General features: G+C 62.5%; 13 protein-coding genes. 4 read left to right on the forward strand and 9 right to left on the reverse strand.

Features of this window, described 5'->3' with window-relative positions; genetic code table 11:
* Positions 1-51: 51 nt before the first annotated feature.
* On the forward strand, positions 52-1,233 hold the full coding sequence (locus tag NCR34_RS10630; protein ID WP_250499818.1) for a glycosyltransferase: 1,182 nt from the start codon (positions 52-54) through the stop codon (positions 1,231-1,233).
* 57 nt (positions 1,234-1,290) lie between these two features.
* Here the strand turns inward: NCR34_RS10630 and NCR34_RS10635 are convergent, their stop codons facing one another.
* Positions 1,291-2,445: an acyltransferase family protein gene (locus tag NCR34_RS10635; RefSeq protein WP_250499819.1), complete on the reverse strand. Its 1,155-nt coding sequence runs from the start codon at positions 2,443-2,445 to the stop codon at positions 1,291-1,293.
* A 513-nt stretch (positions 2,446-2,958) separates the two neighbouring features.
* On the opposite strand from NCR34_RS10635, the gene NCR34_RS10640 reads away from it, so the two are divergent.
* A complete protein-coding gene (locus NCR34_RS10640; RefSeq protein WP_248320356.1) occupies positions 2,959-4,437 on the forward strand; it encodes a hypothetical protein in 1,479 nt (492 codons plus the stop codon).
* A gap of 55 nt (positions 4,438-4,492) precedes the next feature.
* Complete coding sequence (locus NCR34_RS10645) at positions 4,493-5,701, forward strand: glycosyltransferase (protein ID WP_248320357.1); 1,209 nt, start codon at positions 4,493-4,495, stop codon at positions 5,699-5,701.
* Here NCR34_RS10645 and NCR34_RS10650 read toward each other — a convergent pair.
* The 3 genes from NCR34_RS10650 to NCR34_RS10660 form a co-directional block, all read right to left on the reverse strand.
* On the reverse strand, positions 5,695-6,144 hold the full coding sequence (locus NCR34_RS10650; protein WP_248320358.1) for a hypothetical protein: 450 nt from the start codon (positions 6,142-6,144) through the stop codon (positions 5,695-5,697). The genes NCR34_RS10645 and NCR34_RS10650 overlap by 7 nt on opposite strands.
* Before the next feature lie 114 nt (positions 6,145-6,258).
* Positions 6,259-7,980: an FAD-dependent oxidoreductase gene (locus tag NCR34_RS10655; RefSeq protein WP_250499820.1), complete on the reverse strand. Its 1,722-nt coding sequence runs from the start codon at positions 7,978-7,980 to the stop codon at positions 6,259-6,261.
* A gap of 101 nt (positions 7,981-8,081) precedes the next feature.
* Positions 8,082-8,714: a DapH/DapD/GlmU-related protein gene (locus NCR34_RS10660; protein ID WP_248320360.1), complete on the reverse strand. Its 633-nt coding sequence runs from the start codon at positions 8,712-8,714 to the stop codon at positions 8,082-8,084.
* Between the two features lie 327 nt (positions 8,715-9,041).
* Here NCR34_RS10660 and NCR34_RS10665 point away from each other — a divergent pair, with 327 nt between their 5' ends.
* Positions 9,042-9,512 (forward strand): hypothetical protein, encoded by a 471-nt coding sequence (locus NCR34_RS10665; RefSeq protein WP_248320361.1) that lies wholly within the window; start codon positions 9,042-9,044, stop codon positions 9,510-9,512.
* A gap of 62 nt (positions 9,513-9,574) precedes the next feature.
* On the opposite strand, the gene NCR34_RS10670 is transcribed toward NCR34_RS10665, so the two are convergent.
* The 5 genes from NCR34_RS10670 to NCR34_RS10690 form a co-directional block, all read right to left on the reverse strand.
* Positions 9,575-10,891 carry a glycosyltransferase WbuB gene (locus tag NCR34_RS10670; protein ID WP_175944729.1) on the reverse strand — a complete coding sequence of 439 codons (1,317 nt, stop codon included), beginning with the start codon at positions 10,889-10,891 and terminating at the stop codon, positions 9,575-9,577.
* A 171-nt stretch (positions 10,892-11,062) separates the two neighbouring features.
* Positions 11,063-12,202, reverse strand: a complete 1,140-nt coding sequence (locus NCR34_RS10675) for a glycosyltransferase family 4 protein (protein WP_250499821.1) — start codon at positions 12,200-12,202, stop codon at positions 11,063-11,065.
* Between the two features lie 33 nt (positions 12,203-12,235).
* On the reverse strand, positions 12,236-13,192 hold the full coding sequence (locus NCR34_RS10680; RefSeq protein WP_206466804.1) for a GDP-L-fucose synthase family protein: 957 nt from the start codon (positions 13,190-13,192) through the stop codon (positions 12,236-12,238).
* A gap of 3 nt (positions 13,193-13,195) precedes the next feature.
* Entirely contained in the window at positions 13,196-14,314 is a 1,119-nt protein-coding gene (gene gmd / locus NCR34_RS10685) for a GDP-mannose 4,6-dehydratase (protein ID WP_244847060.1), read from the reverse strand.
* Between the two features lie 76 nt (positions 14,315-14,390).
* Entirely contained in the window at positions 14,391-16,619 is a 2,229-nt protein-coding gene (locus NCR34_RS10690; protein WP_248320363.1) for a polysaccharide biosynthesis tyrosine autokinase, read from the reverse strand.
* Between the last annotated feature and the right edge of the window lie 72 nt (positions 16,620-16,691).

Raw genomic sequence — 16,691 nt, forward strand, 5'->3', positions numbered from 1 at the left:
GACGACACACCGTGTCTCATTAGAAAACACCATGACGGATGCCACTTCACGATGAACGATACCGTTCTCATCATCGAGCCTGATTTCAGCGGTCACCGCTGGCGTTACGCGCAATGGGCCGCGAATGCATATATGGAAGCGGGCTTGCGCTGCCTGATCGTCACGGAGCCGCGCAATGCCGGGCATGCGCTCGTGAAGCAGATCCAGGAGCAAGGCAACGACGCGCTTAACATCACGTTCGTTGCGCCGCCGGAGCACGGCACCCGCAAGGGGCTTGGGTCCATCAGCTATATGCGCGCGCATGCGAACTTCAAGCACGCCTATGCGGTAGCGAGTCGCGAACGCAAGGTGGCGCTCGTCGTCGTGCCGTATGTCGACTACTTTCTGCTCGCGCTGCCGTTTCTGCGCTCGCCGTTCGGCAATACGCCGTGGGTCGGCGTCACCATGCGCTCGAACTTCCATCATCATCTCGTCGGCGTGCGCGCGCCGCGCCGGCCGCTCATCAATGCGGTGAAGTCGCGGCTATTCGCGCGTGCCATTCGCGTGGGCGGCATGAAGACGCTTTTGACCATCGACCCGACGCTGCCCGACTGGTGGAAGCGCAACGGCGGGCATGCGCACGGAACAAGCATCGACTATCTCGCCGATCCGTTTCCTGACGCGCATGCTGCCGAGCCATCGGCGGCGAGGCGCAGGCTCGGCCTGTCGAAAGGCATGCATGTGCTCGTCTATGGCGCGATCAACGACCGCAAGGGCATCTTCGAGTTGATCGAAGCATTGGCGCAGCGCAAGGACGGCGTGCACACGCCGAAGCTGGTGATCGCGGGCGCTCAGGACAAGGACGTACGCGCGCTGTTGAGCGAAGCCGCGGCCAAGCTGTTGCCCGCGCCGATCGTGCTGGACCGCTTCATTTCGAGCGAGACGGAGCTCGACCTCTTCTCCGCCTGCGATGTCGTATGGCTCGGCTATAAAGGCCACTACGGCATGAGCGGCGTGCTCGTGCAGGCGTTCCGCTTCGGCAAGCCGGTCATTGCAACGGCCGATGGCCTGATCGGCTGGTTCTGTCGCACGGGCGAGCTGGGACCGGTGATCGACGATCTCACGCCGGGCTCGATCAATCGCGCGCTCGACGATGTTCTCGCGCGCCGCAAGCGCCCTGTCGCCGCCGGACATCTGCTGGAGCGCAATACGCTCGGGCAGTTCAAAGAAACACTGCGCCAGGCGATCGCCTGACGCAGTCAGCATGACGCCGGTTCTGCGATCATCGCAGTAACCGGCTGATTCTTCGCATCAAGCCTGCTTTCCGACCACTTCCACCGCGTCCACCGTCTTCTGCGCCTGCGCTTTCCGCTTCGCCGGGAAGAGCGCATCGCGCATGCGCAGGAACGGGAACTCCACCGCACGCGTCGTCACATATCCAACCACGATCGCAATGGCGAACTGAGCCGCCATGATGACGCCCCACGCGGGTATCGCCGGAAGATGCAGCGCGGCCGCCTTGCGGATGAGGATATCGCCCGGTGCGAGCGCCAACGAATGCCACAGGTAGATGCCATAGGAATACACGCCGATCCACCCGATCAGCCGATAAAGCCGCGACTCGCGAATGCGCCCCGAGTACTCGACCGTCAGCACGATGAGCGCACAGAACCCGATGGCTTGCACGGTATAACCGATGCTTTGATCCAGCTCCACGTTGCGCGTGCCGAACACGAGCCACAGCACGAGCCCCGCGACGGCGGCCAACAACAGGCCTTTTCTCTGCGCGATACCGCGATACACCGCAGGCTTCAGCCAATAGAGCGCGGCGAGCATGACCCCGAACAACAGGCTGTCGATGCGGTATTGCGTATAGAAGAACGTGCCGTCGAGATCGCCGTTATAGACCGCGATGGTCCGGGCAATCAGCACGGCGACGCAGATCGACGCGAGCACGCTGAGAATCGTGTTGATGCGCGTCTGCCACCGCGCGAACACGATCAGCAGCAGCGGCAGGAACAGATAGAAGTGCTCTTCGACCGCGAGACTCCACGTCTGCGCAATCGACGAACCGAAATAGTTCTGCATGTGCGTGAGGTTCTGCACGAGGAACGTATTCGTCGGATGGCGTCCCACCAGCACGTGAAAAAGAATCAGCGCGTAGTACGCGGGCCAGATCTTGAAGAGGCGTCGCACGATGAAGCGCGTCGCGTCGATGCGTCCTTCCTGCGCATACTGCTTGAGCAGCAGGCCGCCGACAAGAAAGCCGCTCAACGTGAAGAACAGGTTCACGCCTTCGTGCCCGAAGCTCTTGAGCGGATACTCGATGGCGGCAATGAACGCGCTGCCGGTTGGGTATGAGTGAAAGTGATACCCCATGACTGCGATGATGGCGAGTCCCCGGATGAAATCGAGCTCGATCGATCGATTGGGTCCTGGCATGCGTGTGGCGCCGAAAAGGCTCATGGCCTTCCCCCCCTTCTGCGATGGTCTTATGTTGCTTATGTTGTATTGGATGCCTCGCCGCCGGGAGTCCTCATATCGGCGCACGCACGCGCATCGCGGATGTCATTTGGTCAATGCCGCCACTGACCCGCGAGGGCCAATTGCCGGCATGACCATAATCGTTCCGGAATAGCGGCGTGATCCGCCAGAATCGCATCGTTGCCGGACAGCCCCGCGCGCGCTATGCGGCATCGACAACATAGCCGTTCCCGCGCGGCGAACGGCGCTTAAGCGAGCGTGGCGCGGCGCACATGGGCAACCGTCGTTTCTCGCCGAACGCTAGTCGCAAAACGCCGCCGCGACGGCGTGCGCTTTTGGCCGCTGATATATTCGACCCGCAAATACGGGGTACCCGGGGACCGTCGCTCAAGCTGATTCAAACACACAACACGCGACTCAAGGCTTCCAGGGCACGAAGCGGATCCAACCGCGAGAAGTAAAGCTCGTCGAGCTTTGCCATCTAAAGAGAACGCCATGCGCAACAAGTTCGCCGTCGTCTGGATCTGGCTATTTCTGCTTCCGCTCGCATTCGACTTCAAGGGCGCGGAAACGGCCAGCAAAGCCATCCAGATTCTCCTCACCGTTCCCGCGATATTCGCAGGCGGCGCGCTTCTGCTGATCGCGCCACGCTTCGCGCAACGCTCGCGGCTTCGCACATGGGTCACGTCGCTCTTCATGCTGACCATCGTCGGCAGTATCGCGACGCAACTGATTCAGGGCAATGATTCGGGCAACTACATGCGCGTGATCCTGCCGTTCGCCCTCATGCTGCTCGGCTATCTCGTCGCGTGCCGTCCGTGGGATTCGCAACGCCTCGAGCAGTTCGAACGCGCGATGTACTGGTCGATGATCGCCTCGCTGATCTTCAGCTTCGTCTATGGCATGGCCACGGGCGGCGGGCTGGAAAACGTGCGTTTTCGCATCGTGTCGGTCACGTTCCTTTGTTTGCAGGGGCTGCTGCTGCATGAGTTCGTCATCGCCAAGCGCATGACCAAGTTCACGGTGCTGCTCTTTCTTGCGACCGTCGTGATCGAGTTGTTGAGCGTGACGCGCAGTCTGCTCGTCGGCACCGTGCTCCTCTTCGCCTATGCGACCTGGCTTGCCGCGCCCTCCGTCAAGCATCTCTTCACGGCGGCGCTGCGCGCGATCATGATCGCCTCGCTGCTCGGCGCAATGGTCGCCGCGTCCGCCGCGTTCTTTCCCGGCGTGGCCGAGCACTGGTCGCAGCGCCTGAACTTCGCGAAAGCCACCGAATCGGGCCGCGATCCGACGACCATCACGCGTCTCGCAGAAATGAAGGACCAGTACGATCAGACCACGTCCGACACGCTCGCGGTACTCGTCGGCAAGGGCTACGGTCACGATTATCGCTATTCGCCGACGTACTTGCCGGACCTCGCGGGCCAGTTCACGAAGAAGGACTTCTACGCGATCAAGGAATGGGCGGCCGGCCATAACTTCTGGGTCTATCAGTTGTTCGCCGGCGGCATTCTCTTCGGCATCGCATTGCCTGCCGCCGTGCTGTGGGCGCTCTACCGCGGGTCGATGGCGTACCGCTCATGGCGCAATCGCGCGCCCGACGCGATGTACCTACCGGTGCTCGGCCGCGCGTTGCTGGTCGTGGCCGCGCTGCCCGCCACCTCCGTCGGCGGCAATCCGCTCGGTAATCGCTTCTCGGGCATCGTATTCGGCGTAGCGCTCGGTCTGCTCGTCGCGGCATTCGCGCGGATTGCTCATGCCATGCGCACGCAGTCGGTGAATCGACGTTCGTTTAGGACGCCATACGGACGCACGCGCGACGATGTTCATGCCGACTGGCGCCCTGAATGGCGTCCGTACGGCCCGCAGCCGGAACTGAAGCCCGCGCAAGCACCGGGACTCGCACACGAGCATCACGGCGAGAGCCGGCACGACGCGCCGCCGGGAGCGAGCAGCTTCGCACCGTCCGCATAAAAGGCTTCGAAAAGCCAGCGGGCAAGTACGCCAACGAATCGGGGATCGTTTCGCCATGAAGATTTTGCATCTGCTTTCCACCGTCGATCCGCGCGCGGGCGGCCCAACCGAAGGCGTGCTGCAAAGCGGCCTCAGCATGCGGTCGATGGGGCATGAAATCGAAGTCGTCTCGCTCGATGCGCCGGATGCGCCGTATCTCGGCGCCTTTCCGCTGCGTCTGCATGCGCTCGGGCCGTCGCGCGGCTTCTATGGCTTCTGCCCGCGGCTCGTGCCGTGGCTGAAAGAGCATGCAGCACGTTTCGATGCCGTGATCGTCAACGGTCTCTGGCAGTACCATAGCTTCGGCGCGTGGAAGGCATTGCGCGACAGCGACGTGCCCTACTACGTATTCCCGCACGGCATGCTCGATCCGTGGTTCAAGCGCACGTATCCGCTCAAGCATCTGAAGAAGTGCCTGTATTGGCCGTGGGCCGAGTATCGCGTATTGCGCGATGCGCGGCGCGTGCTCTTCACGACGCAGGAAGAACGCTTGCTCGCGCGCGAGTCGTTCAGGATGTATCGCGCGAAGGAAGAGGTCGTGGCGTTCGGCACGCGTCAACCGCCCGCCGATTCGACCGCATTGCGTCAGGCGTTTTTGTCGAAGTTCCCGCAGCTCGCCGGCAAGCGTTCCATTCTGTTTCTCGGCCGCATCCATGAAAAGAAGGGTTGCGATCTGCTGCTCAAGGCTTTCGCAGCCGTACGCGATATCGACGCTCGCGCGCATCTCGTGATGGCGGGCCCCGACGATAGCGAATGGGCCGCGCAATTGCGCACGCTATCGAAGGAACTGGGCATCGAGGACCGCGTGACGTGGACGGGCATGCTGAGCGGCGATCTCAAGTGGGGTGCATTCCGCACGAGCGATGCCTTCGCGTTGCCTTCGCATCAGGAGAACTTCGGCATCGCGGTGGCCGAGGCACTCGGCTCCAGGCTGCCGGTGCTGATCTCGGACAAGGTCAACATCTGGCGCGAAGTGCAAGAGGATGGCGCGGGCATCGTCGCGAGCGATACGGTCGAGGGCACCATCGACGCCCTGTCGACATGGTTGCGCATGGACCCACAAGCCGCGGCCGCGATGCGCGAACAGGCGCTCGCCACCTTCATGCAACGCTTTCACGTGGAAGCCATGTCGAAGGACCTCGCACGCGTGCTGCGGGAAACGGCCAACAAGCGCGACGGCGGCCTCACGCGAGGCATGCTGTCCGCGTCCTTCGAACGTTATTGAGCCGAGCGTAGATAAGCGGCGAAGCGGTTTTGCGCCGCGATGATCTTGCTTGCGCAGTCGTCGTAATCCGAACCCCGCGCCCGTTCCGGGCCATACATGCCGCGACATTGCGCATAAAGCGCGATCGTCGCGCCATTGCCTTTCGCCACGCGCGTCGCCGAATAAACGGGCTTGCCCGAACGCGAAGGCACATCCGTCTCGATGGCCACCGCATCCGCGCGAATCACCGGCTGATTCGAATTCTCTTCGATATAACGCTTCGTGAGCGCCCACATCGCATCGCATTGCGCGGCGTCGCGGCACGCGACAGTCGCATTGCGCTGCGCCACATCGAGCGAGCGCTCGGAATACGAGAACCCTTCCGCACGCTGCGCCTCCTTTTCGGCGGACGAGCATGCAGCGAGCAACAACGAAGCGAGCGCGAGAACGGTGAGCTTTTTCACGGCGAATGAGCGATGAGCAAAGACCGAATGCGATTATAGCGACGACCGTTTCGCCAAAAGAAAACGCCGCCGGTCGTTCGACCGGCGGCGTCCCCTTTCCCCAAACGCCGGCTTTTAAGCCAGGTCTCCCCGCATATGCATTGCCGAAGCCGCCATCGGCAGGTCGGCTGGTGTCTCATTACGAAGCGGCGTGCCCGACGACGTGACGAGCGTGCCGATCGTATCGTCGCCCTTGATGACGCGCCCCAGATGCGCCGCAAGCCTCAACGTCAACGCGGCGATCGTGATGGTCGGGAAGTTCGCGCCGACCGTCGGGAACACGGAGCTGCCCGCCACATACAGGTTGCTCATGCCGTGGATCTTGAGGTTGCGGTCCACGACGCCCTGCTTCGGCGAATCGTGCATGCGCGTCGTGCCCATGTGATGCCACGTGCCTTCCAGCTGCGCGGGCCACGGCTTGCCTTCGAGCGGCTCGTCGAGCGTCACGTCGGCCACGCCGCCGCGTTGCAGTTCGGCCGCGAGATGCGCGACGGTACGGTCGAACGTGCGCTTCACCAGTTCCGTCACCTGCCAGTTCACCTTCACGCGATTCATGCCGAGCGAGTCTTTCTGCGCGGACAGCGTCACGCGGCTGTCGCGGTTCGGCTCCGCCTCGACGATCGTCTGAATCTTCACTTCGGTGATGAGCGGGCGCGGCTGCAACAAGCGCGCGAGGCCGAAGCATGCGGTATCGACCGGATGCGCGAGCATGGTCATGACATCGCCTGTCATGCTGTAGCCGGGCTGGTCCTTCTTCAAAAGCGCCTGCTTCGCGCGAATCAGGGCTTCGGAGCCCTTCGTGTTCTCGCCACGGAACACCGAATAGAACCATGCGCGTGCGTTGAGCAGCTTCTCGCGTTCGAGCACTTGCTGCGTGAGCGCGAACTGCGACGAGATGAACGTGCCATGCGCGGACACTGCCTTGTTCTGATAGTGATACTTGATGTCGTAGAGCTTGTTGCGCGCCCATTCCTTCTTGAACCGCACGTTCGCCGACATGATCCGCGGATGGTCCATGAAATAGCGGCCGACGAGGTCATGTTGATTGCCGACGCCCGCCGCCTGCACCTTGTTCGACGACAGCAGGAGGCGCGCATTCTCGATGCCGCCCGTCGCGAGCACGAACACCTTGGCGCGGATCCCGAAGCGGCGGCCGGACAGCGTGCCGACATCGATCTTCGTGACCGAACGCGCATCGCCGTCGGTATCGATGTTCAACGCGTTCGCGAACAGGAACACGCGCACGTTCTTCGCGGCCAGCAGTTGCTTGCGATATACCTTGCCGAAGCGCACGGGCGGGCTGAACTGCGAGATCGTGTCGCGCACGTTGCCGCTCGGGAACGGATGACGCCGCACGTCCGGGCGATGAATCGCCGCTTCCCAGTAGGCCGGGTCGAAGTTGTTTTCGCCGAGCTGCAACAACGCATGCGTGCGCGCGTAGTAAGGACGCAGCTCGTCGAGCCCGAAGGGCCAGCCGCTGTCGGCCACCCAGTCGCGCTTTTCGAAGTCCCACGGGTCGAGCGGCCGGCACCATCCGCCCCAGCAATTGCTGCTGCCGCCGAGAAAACGGCTGCGGCAGCCATCGGCGAATTCGTAAGGAACCCCAACGTTTTCGCCGCGATACAGGTCGCGCGTTTCGTCGTCGGCGCGGTATCCGCCGCTTTCGAGCAGCACCGCGTCGATGCCTTGCTTTTCCAGTTCCAGTGCAAGCGTGATCCCCGCCACGCCCGCGCCGACGATGCAAACCGTGGTCTCTATGACTGCGCCCTGGTCAAGGCTGCGGCTGTCAATGAACATTCCCCGTGCTCCTTCTTGTTTTATGCTTAAGCGGTGTCGCAGGATCGCATCCGGTGTGTGGTCCCGACAAGATCACTGCACTCTCGACTGCCAATATCCATTTACGCCGGGAAGCGTTTCCTGATGAAGCGCACCGGGTTACCGCCGTATACGCCTTCCGCTTCCAGCGAGCGATGCACCACCGACTGCGGCGTAACGAGCGCCGAGCGGCCAATGGTGACGCCCATCTGCACGACGCACCTGGATGTGATCCAGACGCCGTCTTCGATCACGATCGGTGCGACCTGCAAGTCCATGTTGCCGGCGGCATCGTGCGATCCCGTCGTGAGAAACGTCCCCTGCGAAATGCAGACATTCGAGCCGATGCGAATATCGGTCTGGTTATAGATCCATGCGTCGACGCCGAACCAGCAGTTGTCGCCGACGCTCAAATTCCACGGTGCCTTCACCCGGATGGGATGCGGCATCCGACAGTTCCTGCCGATGCGCGCGCCGAACGCGCGCAGAAATGCGACCCGCACGAACGAAACCGGTATGAGCTTGTTATTGATGAAGCATGCTTCGACGAAGAACCACACGAGCTCGATCAAGAAGCTACGCTTCGCCACGAAATTGCCCGGGCCTGCGCGCGACAGGTCGATCACCTTGCCGCGTCTCGCGGATGCCTCGCGCACGCCGTCGAAGCCGTCACTGCCGGCCGCGCCGATGCCTCGCTCGTCGATCGCTCTGTCCATGGTTCCCCACCCGTTTCGCTGTCCGCCTGCTGCACGTTGCGCGCAAGCGACTCTTTATTGGCCTTGTATGTCGGCGCGCCTTGCACGCGCGCATCCGTGTCGTCTCGCTTCTTCGTTCAAGACTGCATACGGTGAACCGATTATCAGTGAACGTTAAAAAGCGCCATGTGCGGTGCGGCACGGTTGGCCGTAACGGCAAGACTTTTGGCGCTGGCGGCTGATGCATCGCTCTATGCTGCATTCGAACGATCAAGCCGCGTGACGTAGCGTACCGATAAGCCGATGCGCGCTCTGTATAACGCTTAACGTAATCAGCCAGGAGAGACCATGAAACACGAGCTACGCGCGGCGCTCATGCCGCTTCTCATCGCTGCATTGGGGCCCTGCGCGCTCGCTGCATCGTCTGTCGCGCATGCGGGCAACTTCGCCGATGCCGCCATCAGCAAGCAGCAGGCGGGCGGCGGCGTGCCGTCGGAAATGGATTTGCTTGGGAGTCCGGATATCTATGCCGATCCGTACGGCGCGCCGACCAACGGGCGGGGCGGCCAGCGCGGGCCGATCACCAATGCGCAGACGGCGCAGGGCATCTCGCCGACGGACAAGCTGCTCGCGCAACAGAACGGATACGTGGGCAATCCGGGCGCCGGCGCGCAGCTGCGGCGCGTGGGACGCCAGGGCGACGCCAAAGCGATGCTGATGCCGCAAGGCGCGGCCGCCACGCTGTATCCGACGCCCAATGGCTTCAAGGCGCCGGCCAAAGCTGCGCGGGCGCGGGACATCTACAAATCGCCTTATTGATGAAACGACGCGCGGTGGATACGGCGCGTTGAGAATAACGCGCCGTATCACCGGCAAGACTGCTACTCGATCTTCTCGACCTGCGGCAGAATGGGCGCGCGCTCCGCGATGCGCGCGATGGACATGTCGACGGCATCGCTCAAGCGGGTGTCGGCCGTATCGCCGATCAGCGACTTCAGACGTTCTTCGAGCCGCGCGAACACCGACTGCGGCGACAAGCGTTCCTGCGCGAACAGACGCCCTTCTTCGCCGTAGCGCGCACGCAGCGCCGGATTGCGAACGAGCATGGTGATGGCGTCCGTCAATGCCTCGACGTTCTCCGGCGGGATCACCACGCCGCGTCCGGCTACAGCCTCATACAACTCGGTGCCCGGCTGCGCCATCGCGACGACCGCGCGCGCGCTAGCGAACATGCCCGTGAGTTTGGAAGGCATCACGAGATCTGCCACGTCGCCGCGTTGCGGCAACACGTGAATGTCCGCGAGGTTCAGCAACTCGTTGAGACGCTCGATAGGCTGCAACGAAAGGAAGCGCGTGTTCGGCAGATCGGCGCAACGTTCCTGCAGCTTCTTCTTGGTCGCGCCGTTGCCGCAGAACACGAACACGATATCGTCGCGCGCGGCGAGCGCGGCGGCGGCCTCGGCCAACACTTCCAGGCCCTGCTTCGCGCCCATGTTGCCCGAATAGAGCACCACCTTCGTGTGCTCGCCGATGCCGAGTTCCTTGCGGAAACTGCTCGGCCCGTCGATCGGGTAGATCGCCGTCGTATCGACCCAGTTCGGGAAGTGGAAGGCGTCGGCAGGCGCGACGCCTTTCTTCACCGCGCGCTCGACCATCTTGTCCGAGATGGACGAAACCACGTCGAACCGCTTCATCAGCCAGCGTTCGAATGCGAGCGCGCTCTTCGCCGCGCGTGCGTTCTTCAAGAGGCCGAGATCGAACGCGGCGTCTACTTCGAAGTCCTGAATGTGCAACCATGACCGCGCGCCGGTCAGACGGGCGAGCGCGAGCGCGCCCGGCGCGTTCATCAGGCTCGGCGCAATCGTCATCACGACATGCGGACGCCACAGCGCATGCGCGATGAGCGCAGGCAGCGACGCCAGCGCGAACGAGCCGAGATGCAGCATGCGCTTCGCGCCGCTCGGCTTTTTCGGCACCCACAACGGCGCGCGCCACAGACGCACGCCCTTGCGCGTTTCGAAGCGATGCCGCCAGCTTGCATAGCCATCGCCGATCTTCCATTCCGGATAGTACGGCGGCGCACAAACGACGCGCACGTCGTGCCCGTTTTGGGCCAACGCTTCCGCCATTTCCGCCGTGTATTTGCCGGTTCCCGTCAACTCGGGCGCATAGTTCAGCCCGTAGATCAGTATTCTCATGTGGTCCCTCGCCCGACAATCGCGCCCTGAGCCCCGAACGTGCCCTTTCGCCCGCAAAGCGCCAGCCATCGGGACGCGAAGACCGCGACCCGACGGCGTTTCACCCTTCCCCTTTCCGTTCGTCCTCCTTGACGTCTTCCCCGTTGGTGATTTCCACCGACTACCGAACCGTCAATTCGTCAGCAACAGCGCGCAACCCCGCGCGATGTTCGCCGCAGCCGAAGGCGGATCGAAACGCTGAATCACATCGGTACAGCGCTTGGCGACGCCTGCCGTATCCGCGAACGCTTCGAGCGACTTGAGCATCGTCCGATGCAGGCTCGCGACATCGCCTGCGGGGAACGAATAGCCCGACACGCCCTCCACCACCAGCTCCGGCACGCAGCCGCAACTCTCGCTCACGATCACCGGGCAACCGTGACTCAATGCCTCATTGGTCACGAGACCCCACGGTTCACGCTTGCTCGGCAGGACCATGCAGGTGGCGCCGAAATATTCACGCGAGAGCGGCTCGTCCTGAAGGCTGCCCAGGAAATGCACGGCGTCCTGCAGACCGGCTTCCGACACCTGCTTCTTCAGATCATCCCCGAGAGGACCGGTGCCGACTATGCGCAACTCCGCATTCGGCACGTTTTTCCTCAACTGCTTGAACGCATCGACGAGCGTATCGATACCTTTTTCCGCCGACAAGCGCCCAACGAACAGAAACACCGGCTTATTGCCCTGCCGATGCGCCAGGCGATCGTCCACCACCGTCTCCGGCGAGAACGACCGCGGCAGCGCGGCGGCCTGGCACGGAATGAAGATCTTCTCCTGCTTCGCGCCGAGCGACATCAGATACTCGCGGCTGCGCGTGCCGAATGCGAAGTAGCCATCGCACAGCGCAAAGAACACGCGCTTCGGAATGGACGTCAACATGCGGCGCGGATTGTCGCGTCCGGTCGAATCGCAGAACACGGCGCGACGCTTTCCGGTCACGATGCACGCTGCCATCATCGCCCAATATTCGGGGCGGTGATAACCGGGAAGAACCACGAGATCCGACTTCGCCTTGAGCACTTCCCACACGAGACGCGCCGTCATGCGCCACGTCGGCACGTCCTCGTAGCAGCCGCTGTACAGCTTGGTCATCGGATAGCGGTGATACGAGTAGTCGACATCGGAGAAGCCGATGCGGTCGTGCTCCGTATCGGCGATCTGCACCATCGAATAGCGAATGGAACCGGACCCCGCGATGTTGTGCAGCGCCGACAGCACCGCCCCCTTGTGCCGCGACCAGACGACGTTATGAAAGATGGTCACTGAAGCCATTTTTATTCTCCCTGGACTGGATGCCACGCGTTTTCAGGCAGCGACGGGCGCCGGCTGCATGGATGCGTAGCGATCGAGGAAGTCGCGATAAGTCGCGCGAATGCCGTCTTCGAGGCCGGTCGACGCCTTCCAGCCCATGCCTTCGAGCTTCGACACGTCGAGCAGCTTGCGCGGCGTGCCGTCCGGCTTGCTCGCATCGAACACGAGCTCGCCTTCAAAGCCGACCACGCGGCATACCGTGTGCGCCAGTTCGCTGATGGTCAGGTCATGGCCGACGCCGACGTTGAACACGCCTTCGTTGACGTCGCTTTCCATCAGGAAGGTCGCTGCATCGGCGAGGTCGTCGACATGCAGGAACTCGCGACGCGGCGAGCCCGTGCCCCACACCGGCAGCGTCGCGTCGCCGCGCAGCTTCGCTTCGTGTGCCTTGCGGATGAGCGCGGGCAGCACGTGGCTACTCTTCAGGTCGTAGTTGTCGTTCGGGCCGTACAGGTTCGTCGGCATGAGCGAGACGAAGTGCGTGCCGTATTGACGGTTGTACGCCTCGCACATCTTGAGACCCGCGATCTTCGCGATGGCATACGCTTCGTTGGTCGGCTCGAGCGCGGATTGCAGGAGATACTCCTCCTTGATCGGCTGCGGGCACGCCTTCGGATAGATGCACGAAGACCCGAAGAACACGAGCTTCGAAACGTTCCAGCGGCAAGCCGCATGGATCACGTTCGTTTCGATGGCGAGGTTCTCGTAGATGAACGAGGCGGGCATCGTCGAATTGGCGAGAATGCCGCCGACGCGCGCCGCCGCCAGGAACACGACGTCGATCTGCTCTTCTTCGAAGAAGAGGTTCACGCCGCCCTGATCCGTCAGATCGAGATGCGCCTTGGTGCGCGTCACGATGTTGTCGTAGCCGGCTGCGCTCAGACGGCGCACGAGCGCCGAGCCGACCATGCCGCGGTGTCCCGCGACGAAGATACGTGCGTGCTTGTTCATGGCTTACTCGTGATGTTCGAGAGCCTTGAAACCGGCGAGCGTCACGAGCGCGTCGCGACGGGCGATCTGATAGTCCGCGCGGACCATCTCCTTCACGAGGGACTCGAAGGAAGTCGACGGCTTCCAGCCGAGCTTGTCGTGCGCCTTCGTGGGGTCGCCCAGCAGCGTTTCCACTTCGGTCGGACGGAAGTAGCGCGGATCGACCTTGACGATCACCTGGCCCGGCTTGAACTTGGTGTCGCGGTTGTCGACGCGATCGACGATACCCACTTCGTTCACGCCCTCGCCTTCGAAGCGGACATGCACGCCGAGTTCTGCTGCCGCGTGCTGCACGAATTCACGCACGCTGTACTGCACGCCCGTCGCGATCACGAAGTCTTCGGCCTGTTCCTGTTGCAGCATCATCCACTGCATCTCGACGTAGTCGCGCGCATGGCCCCAGTCGCGCATGGCGGACAGATTGCCGAGATACAGATCTTCTTGCAGGCCCACCGCCATGCGTGCAATGGCGCGGGTGATCTTGCGGGTCACGAACGTCTCGCCGCGCACCGGCGATTCATGGTTGAACAGAATGCCGTTGCATGCGTACATGCCATACGCTTCGCGGTAGTTCACCGTGATCCAGTAAGCGTAAAGCTTCGCCACGGCATACGGGCTGCGCGGATAGAACGGCGTGGTTTCGCGCTGGGGGATTTCCTGCACGAGACCATACAGCTCCGACGTCGAGGCCTGATAGAAACGCGTCTTCTTTTCGAGGCCGAGAATGCGGATTGCTTCGAGAATGCGCAGTGCGCCGAGACCGTCCGCGTTGGCGGTGTATTCCGGCTCTTCGAACGACACGCCCACGTGCGACTGCGCTGCCAGGTTATAGATTTCGTCGGGCATCACGCGCTGGATGATGCGCACGAGGCTCGTCGAATCGGTCAGGTCGCCGTGATGCAGGAACAAACGCTGGTCCGGATCGTGCGGATCGCGATACAGATGATCGATGCGGTCCGTGTTGAAGAGCGAGCTACGGCGCTTGATGCCGTGAACTTCGTAACCCTTCTCGAGCAGCAGTTCAGCAAGATACGACCCGTCTTGCCCCGTAATACCCGTGATCAAAGCAACTTTGCGGTCCATGTTTAACCTCTTATTCTGCGGTCTGAAGTTGGCGCGCGGCGACGCGCCATCATTGTTATTTCTGTTATTGCTCGCCTTATTCGGCGATGCTTTCGTAGCCGTAGTAGCCGGCGTAGGTGCTGCCCATCAAAATCTTCGATTGCGGAACGTCGGTGAGCAACACGCCCTTCATGCTCACGCCCCCGTGATGCAAGCGCTTCATCGTCTCGCCGATTTCCTGCACCTGATTCTTGCCGTGGCGCACGACGAGCAGGCTCGTTCCCGCGTGCTTGCCGATGACCGTTGCGTCAGTGACAGCCAGCACAGGCGGCGTATCGACGACCACGAGGTCATACATCTGCTTCAGTTGCTCCAGCACTTCGCCCAGGCGATCGCTGGCGAGCAGTTCCGACGGATGCGACGGCAGCGAGCCCTTGGTGATGAGGTCCACGCCCGGCAGCACATCGTGCAGGATCGCGCTCGACACGTCTGCGCCCATCAGCACATCCGAGAGACCCGGCGAATGACGCACGCCGAAGTGCGAGTGGATGTCGCCGCGACGCATGTCGCCATCGATCAGAAGCACGCGCTTTCTCGTGGATGCAACGAGCGTCGCGAGATTCACCGACAGGAACGACTTGCCCGCTTCCGGACGCGAGCCCGTGAGCATCACCACGTTGTTGCGCGCATCGGCCATTTGCAGTTGCAGCGACGTACGCAGGCCGCGAATGCCTTCCACCGCTGCATCTTCCGGCGCTTGCGCGGCCAGAACGTGCAGACCTTCGCGACGCATGCCGACCTTGCGTTGCAGGCGCAGTTGCTGCGTGCTGCGCGGCACGATGGCGAACACACGCACGCCCAGCTGCTTTTCGATCTCTTCCGGACGCTCCACGCCGCCATACAGCGACTTGCGGATGAACGCGACGATCACGCCGAGCACGAGGCCCACGCCAGCCGAAATCAGGATCACGAGCAGGCGCTTCGGGCGGACGGGATCGTCGGCGGCCTGCGCGTAGTCCACCACGCGCACGTTGCCGATCTGCCCTGCCTTCGCGATGCGAAGCTGTTGCGCGCTGTTAAGCAGGTTCGTGTACAGCTCGGTGTTCACGCGGACATCGCGCAGATAACGCAGTGCCGTTTGCTCGGTGTCGGGCAGCGTCGACACGCTCTTGCCAAGACGCGTCTGCGCGCCGGACAGCGAAGCGATCTGCGCATCCAGTGCCTGCACCGACGGATGATTCGGCGTGAAGCGTTGCGACAGTTCAGCGCGTTGCTGTTGCAGGTCCGTGAGCTTGGTCTTGTTATCGACGATCTGTTGCAGCAACAGACGGCTTTCCTCGCTCAAGTCCACCGTGCCCTGGTGATTGCGGAACGTGTTGTAGCGCTGTTCGGCATCGTCGAGCTGCTTCTTCAGGACAGGCAGTTGCTGATCGAGAAAGGCCAGCGTGTGTTCCGCTTCGGCCGAACGCTTGTCGGCATCCTGCTGCACGTAGCGGTTCGCGATGTTGTTAACGATCTGCGCCGCTTCCTTCGGATTGCGCCCTTCGAGGCTCACGCTGATGATGCCCGATTGCAGCGCCGTTTCAGCCACCGTCAGACGCTGCTGAAGGTTGTCGATGGTCGTGAGCGTGGAGAAGCGTTGCAGGTCGAAGTGCACGCCGGGCGCGCCCACCAGCTTGTCCACCTTCAGCTTGACCGGGCCTTGCGCCGTCATGCCGGTGGCTTCCTGGCCGACCTTGCCGGTCAGCACCACGACGCCTTCCGGATCTTGCAGCGCGTAGGCGCCGTCTTCGCCGGCAACCAGCGTGAACTTCTGGTCGTAGAGTTCCTTCGGCGTGTCGAAGAGCGGCACGCTGATCTGTTCGTTGCCCCATGCGAAGCGCGACAGATAGCCCGCGGGCGGCGTCACGTTCAGCATCGAGAACACGTTGCCGATCGCGCTGCCGATCACCGGAATGGAATGGGGCGCGGCGCTGATGTCGAGGTGCAGGCGGCGCACCGTGTCGTCGACGACAAGGCGCGAACGCAGCAGTTCGATCTGCGCGGCGGTGGTCGATTTCGCATCGAACATCTGCGACACGGCTTGCACCGCGTTGACGTTCGCGTTGGCGTTGTTGTTCGCGTTGGTCTCTTCGACCTGAATGAGGGCGTCCGCTTTGTAGGTCGGCGGCGCGATGAATGCGTAGGCCGTCCCCAGCGCGACCACCGCGAGCATGACGACCGTCACGAGTTTCCAGTTGCCGAATACGGCAGCCAGATAGTCGGATAATCGCAACTCGTCGCCGGTCGAGACGTCCGAGTAGCGTGCATCAAAGTTCATGGCCATGGTCTCGCTCGCTTATTTCTTTGAATGTCGCACAAGGTCTCCGGCGCGCCCCTGCGCGCCGGTCATACTGCA

This window comes from Caballeronia sp. GAWG1-5s-s, from assembly GCF_023631445.1.
Taxonomy (GTDB): Bacteria; Pseudomonadota; Gammaproteobacteria; order Burkholderiales; family Burkholderiaceae; genus Caballeronia.

Bases quoted from the DNA above. Each gene is read 5' to 3' on its own strand.
- NCR34_RS10630 (WP_250499818.1), top strand. From the start codon at position 52: ATGAACGATACCGTTCTCATCATCGAGCCTGATTTCAGCGGTCACCGC.
- NCR34_RS10635 (WP_250499819.1), bottom strand. From the start codon at position 2,445: ATGAGCCTTTTCGGCGCCACACGCATGCCAGGACCCAATCGATCGATC.
- NCR34_RS10640 (WP_248320356.1), top strand. From the start codon at position 2,959: ATGCGCAACAAGTTCGCCGTCGTCTGGATCTGGCTATTTCTGCTTCCG.
- NCR34_RS10645 (WP_248320357.1), top strand. From the start codon at position 4,493: ATGAAGATTTTGCATCTGCTTTCCACCGTCGATCCGCGCGCGGGCGGC.
- NCR34_RS10655 (WP_250499820.1), bottom strand. From the start codon at position 7,980: ATGTTCATTGACAGCCGCAGCCTTGACCAGGGCGCAGTCATAGAGACC.
- NCR34_RS10660 (WP_248320360.1), bottom strand. From the start codon at position 8,714: ATGGACAGAGCGATCGACGAGCGAGGCATCGGCGCGGCCGGCAGTGAC.
- NCR34_RS10665 (WP_248320361.1), top strand. From the start codon at position 9,042: ATGAAACACGAGCTACGCGCGGCGCTCATGCCGCTTCTCATCGCTGCA.
- NCR34_RS10670 (WP_175944729.1), bottom strand. From the start codon at position 10,891: ATGAGAATACTGATCTACGGGCTGAACTATGCGCCCGAGTTGACGGGA.
- NCR34_RS10675 (WP_250499821.1), bottom strand. From the start codon at position 12,202: ATGGCTTCAGTGACCATCTTTCATAACGTCGTCTGGTCGCGGCACAAG.
- NCR34_RS10680 (WP_206466804.1), bottom strand. From the start codon at position 13,192: ATGAACAAGCACGCACGTATCTTCGTCGCGGGACACCGCGGCATGGTC.
- gmd (WP_244847060.1), bottom strand. From the start codon at position 14,314: ATGGACCGCAAAGTTGCTTTGATCACGGGTATTACGGGGCAAGACGGG.
- NCR34_RS10690 (WP_248320363.1), bottom strand. From the start codon at position 16,619: ATGGCCATGAACTTTGATGCACGCTACTCGGACGTCTCGACCGGCGAC.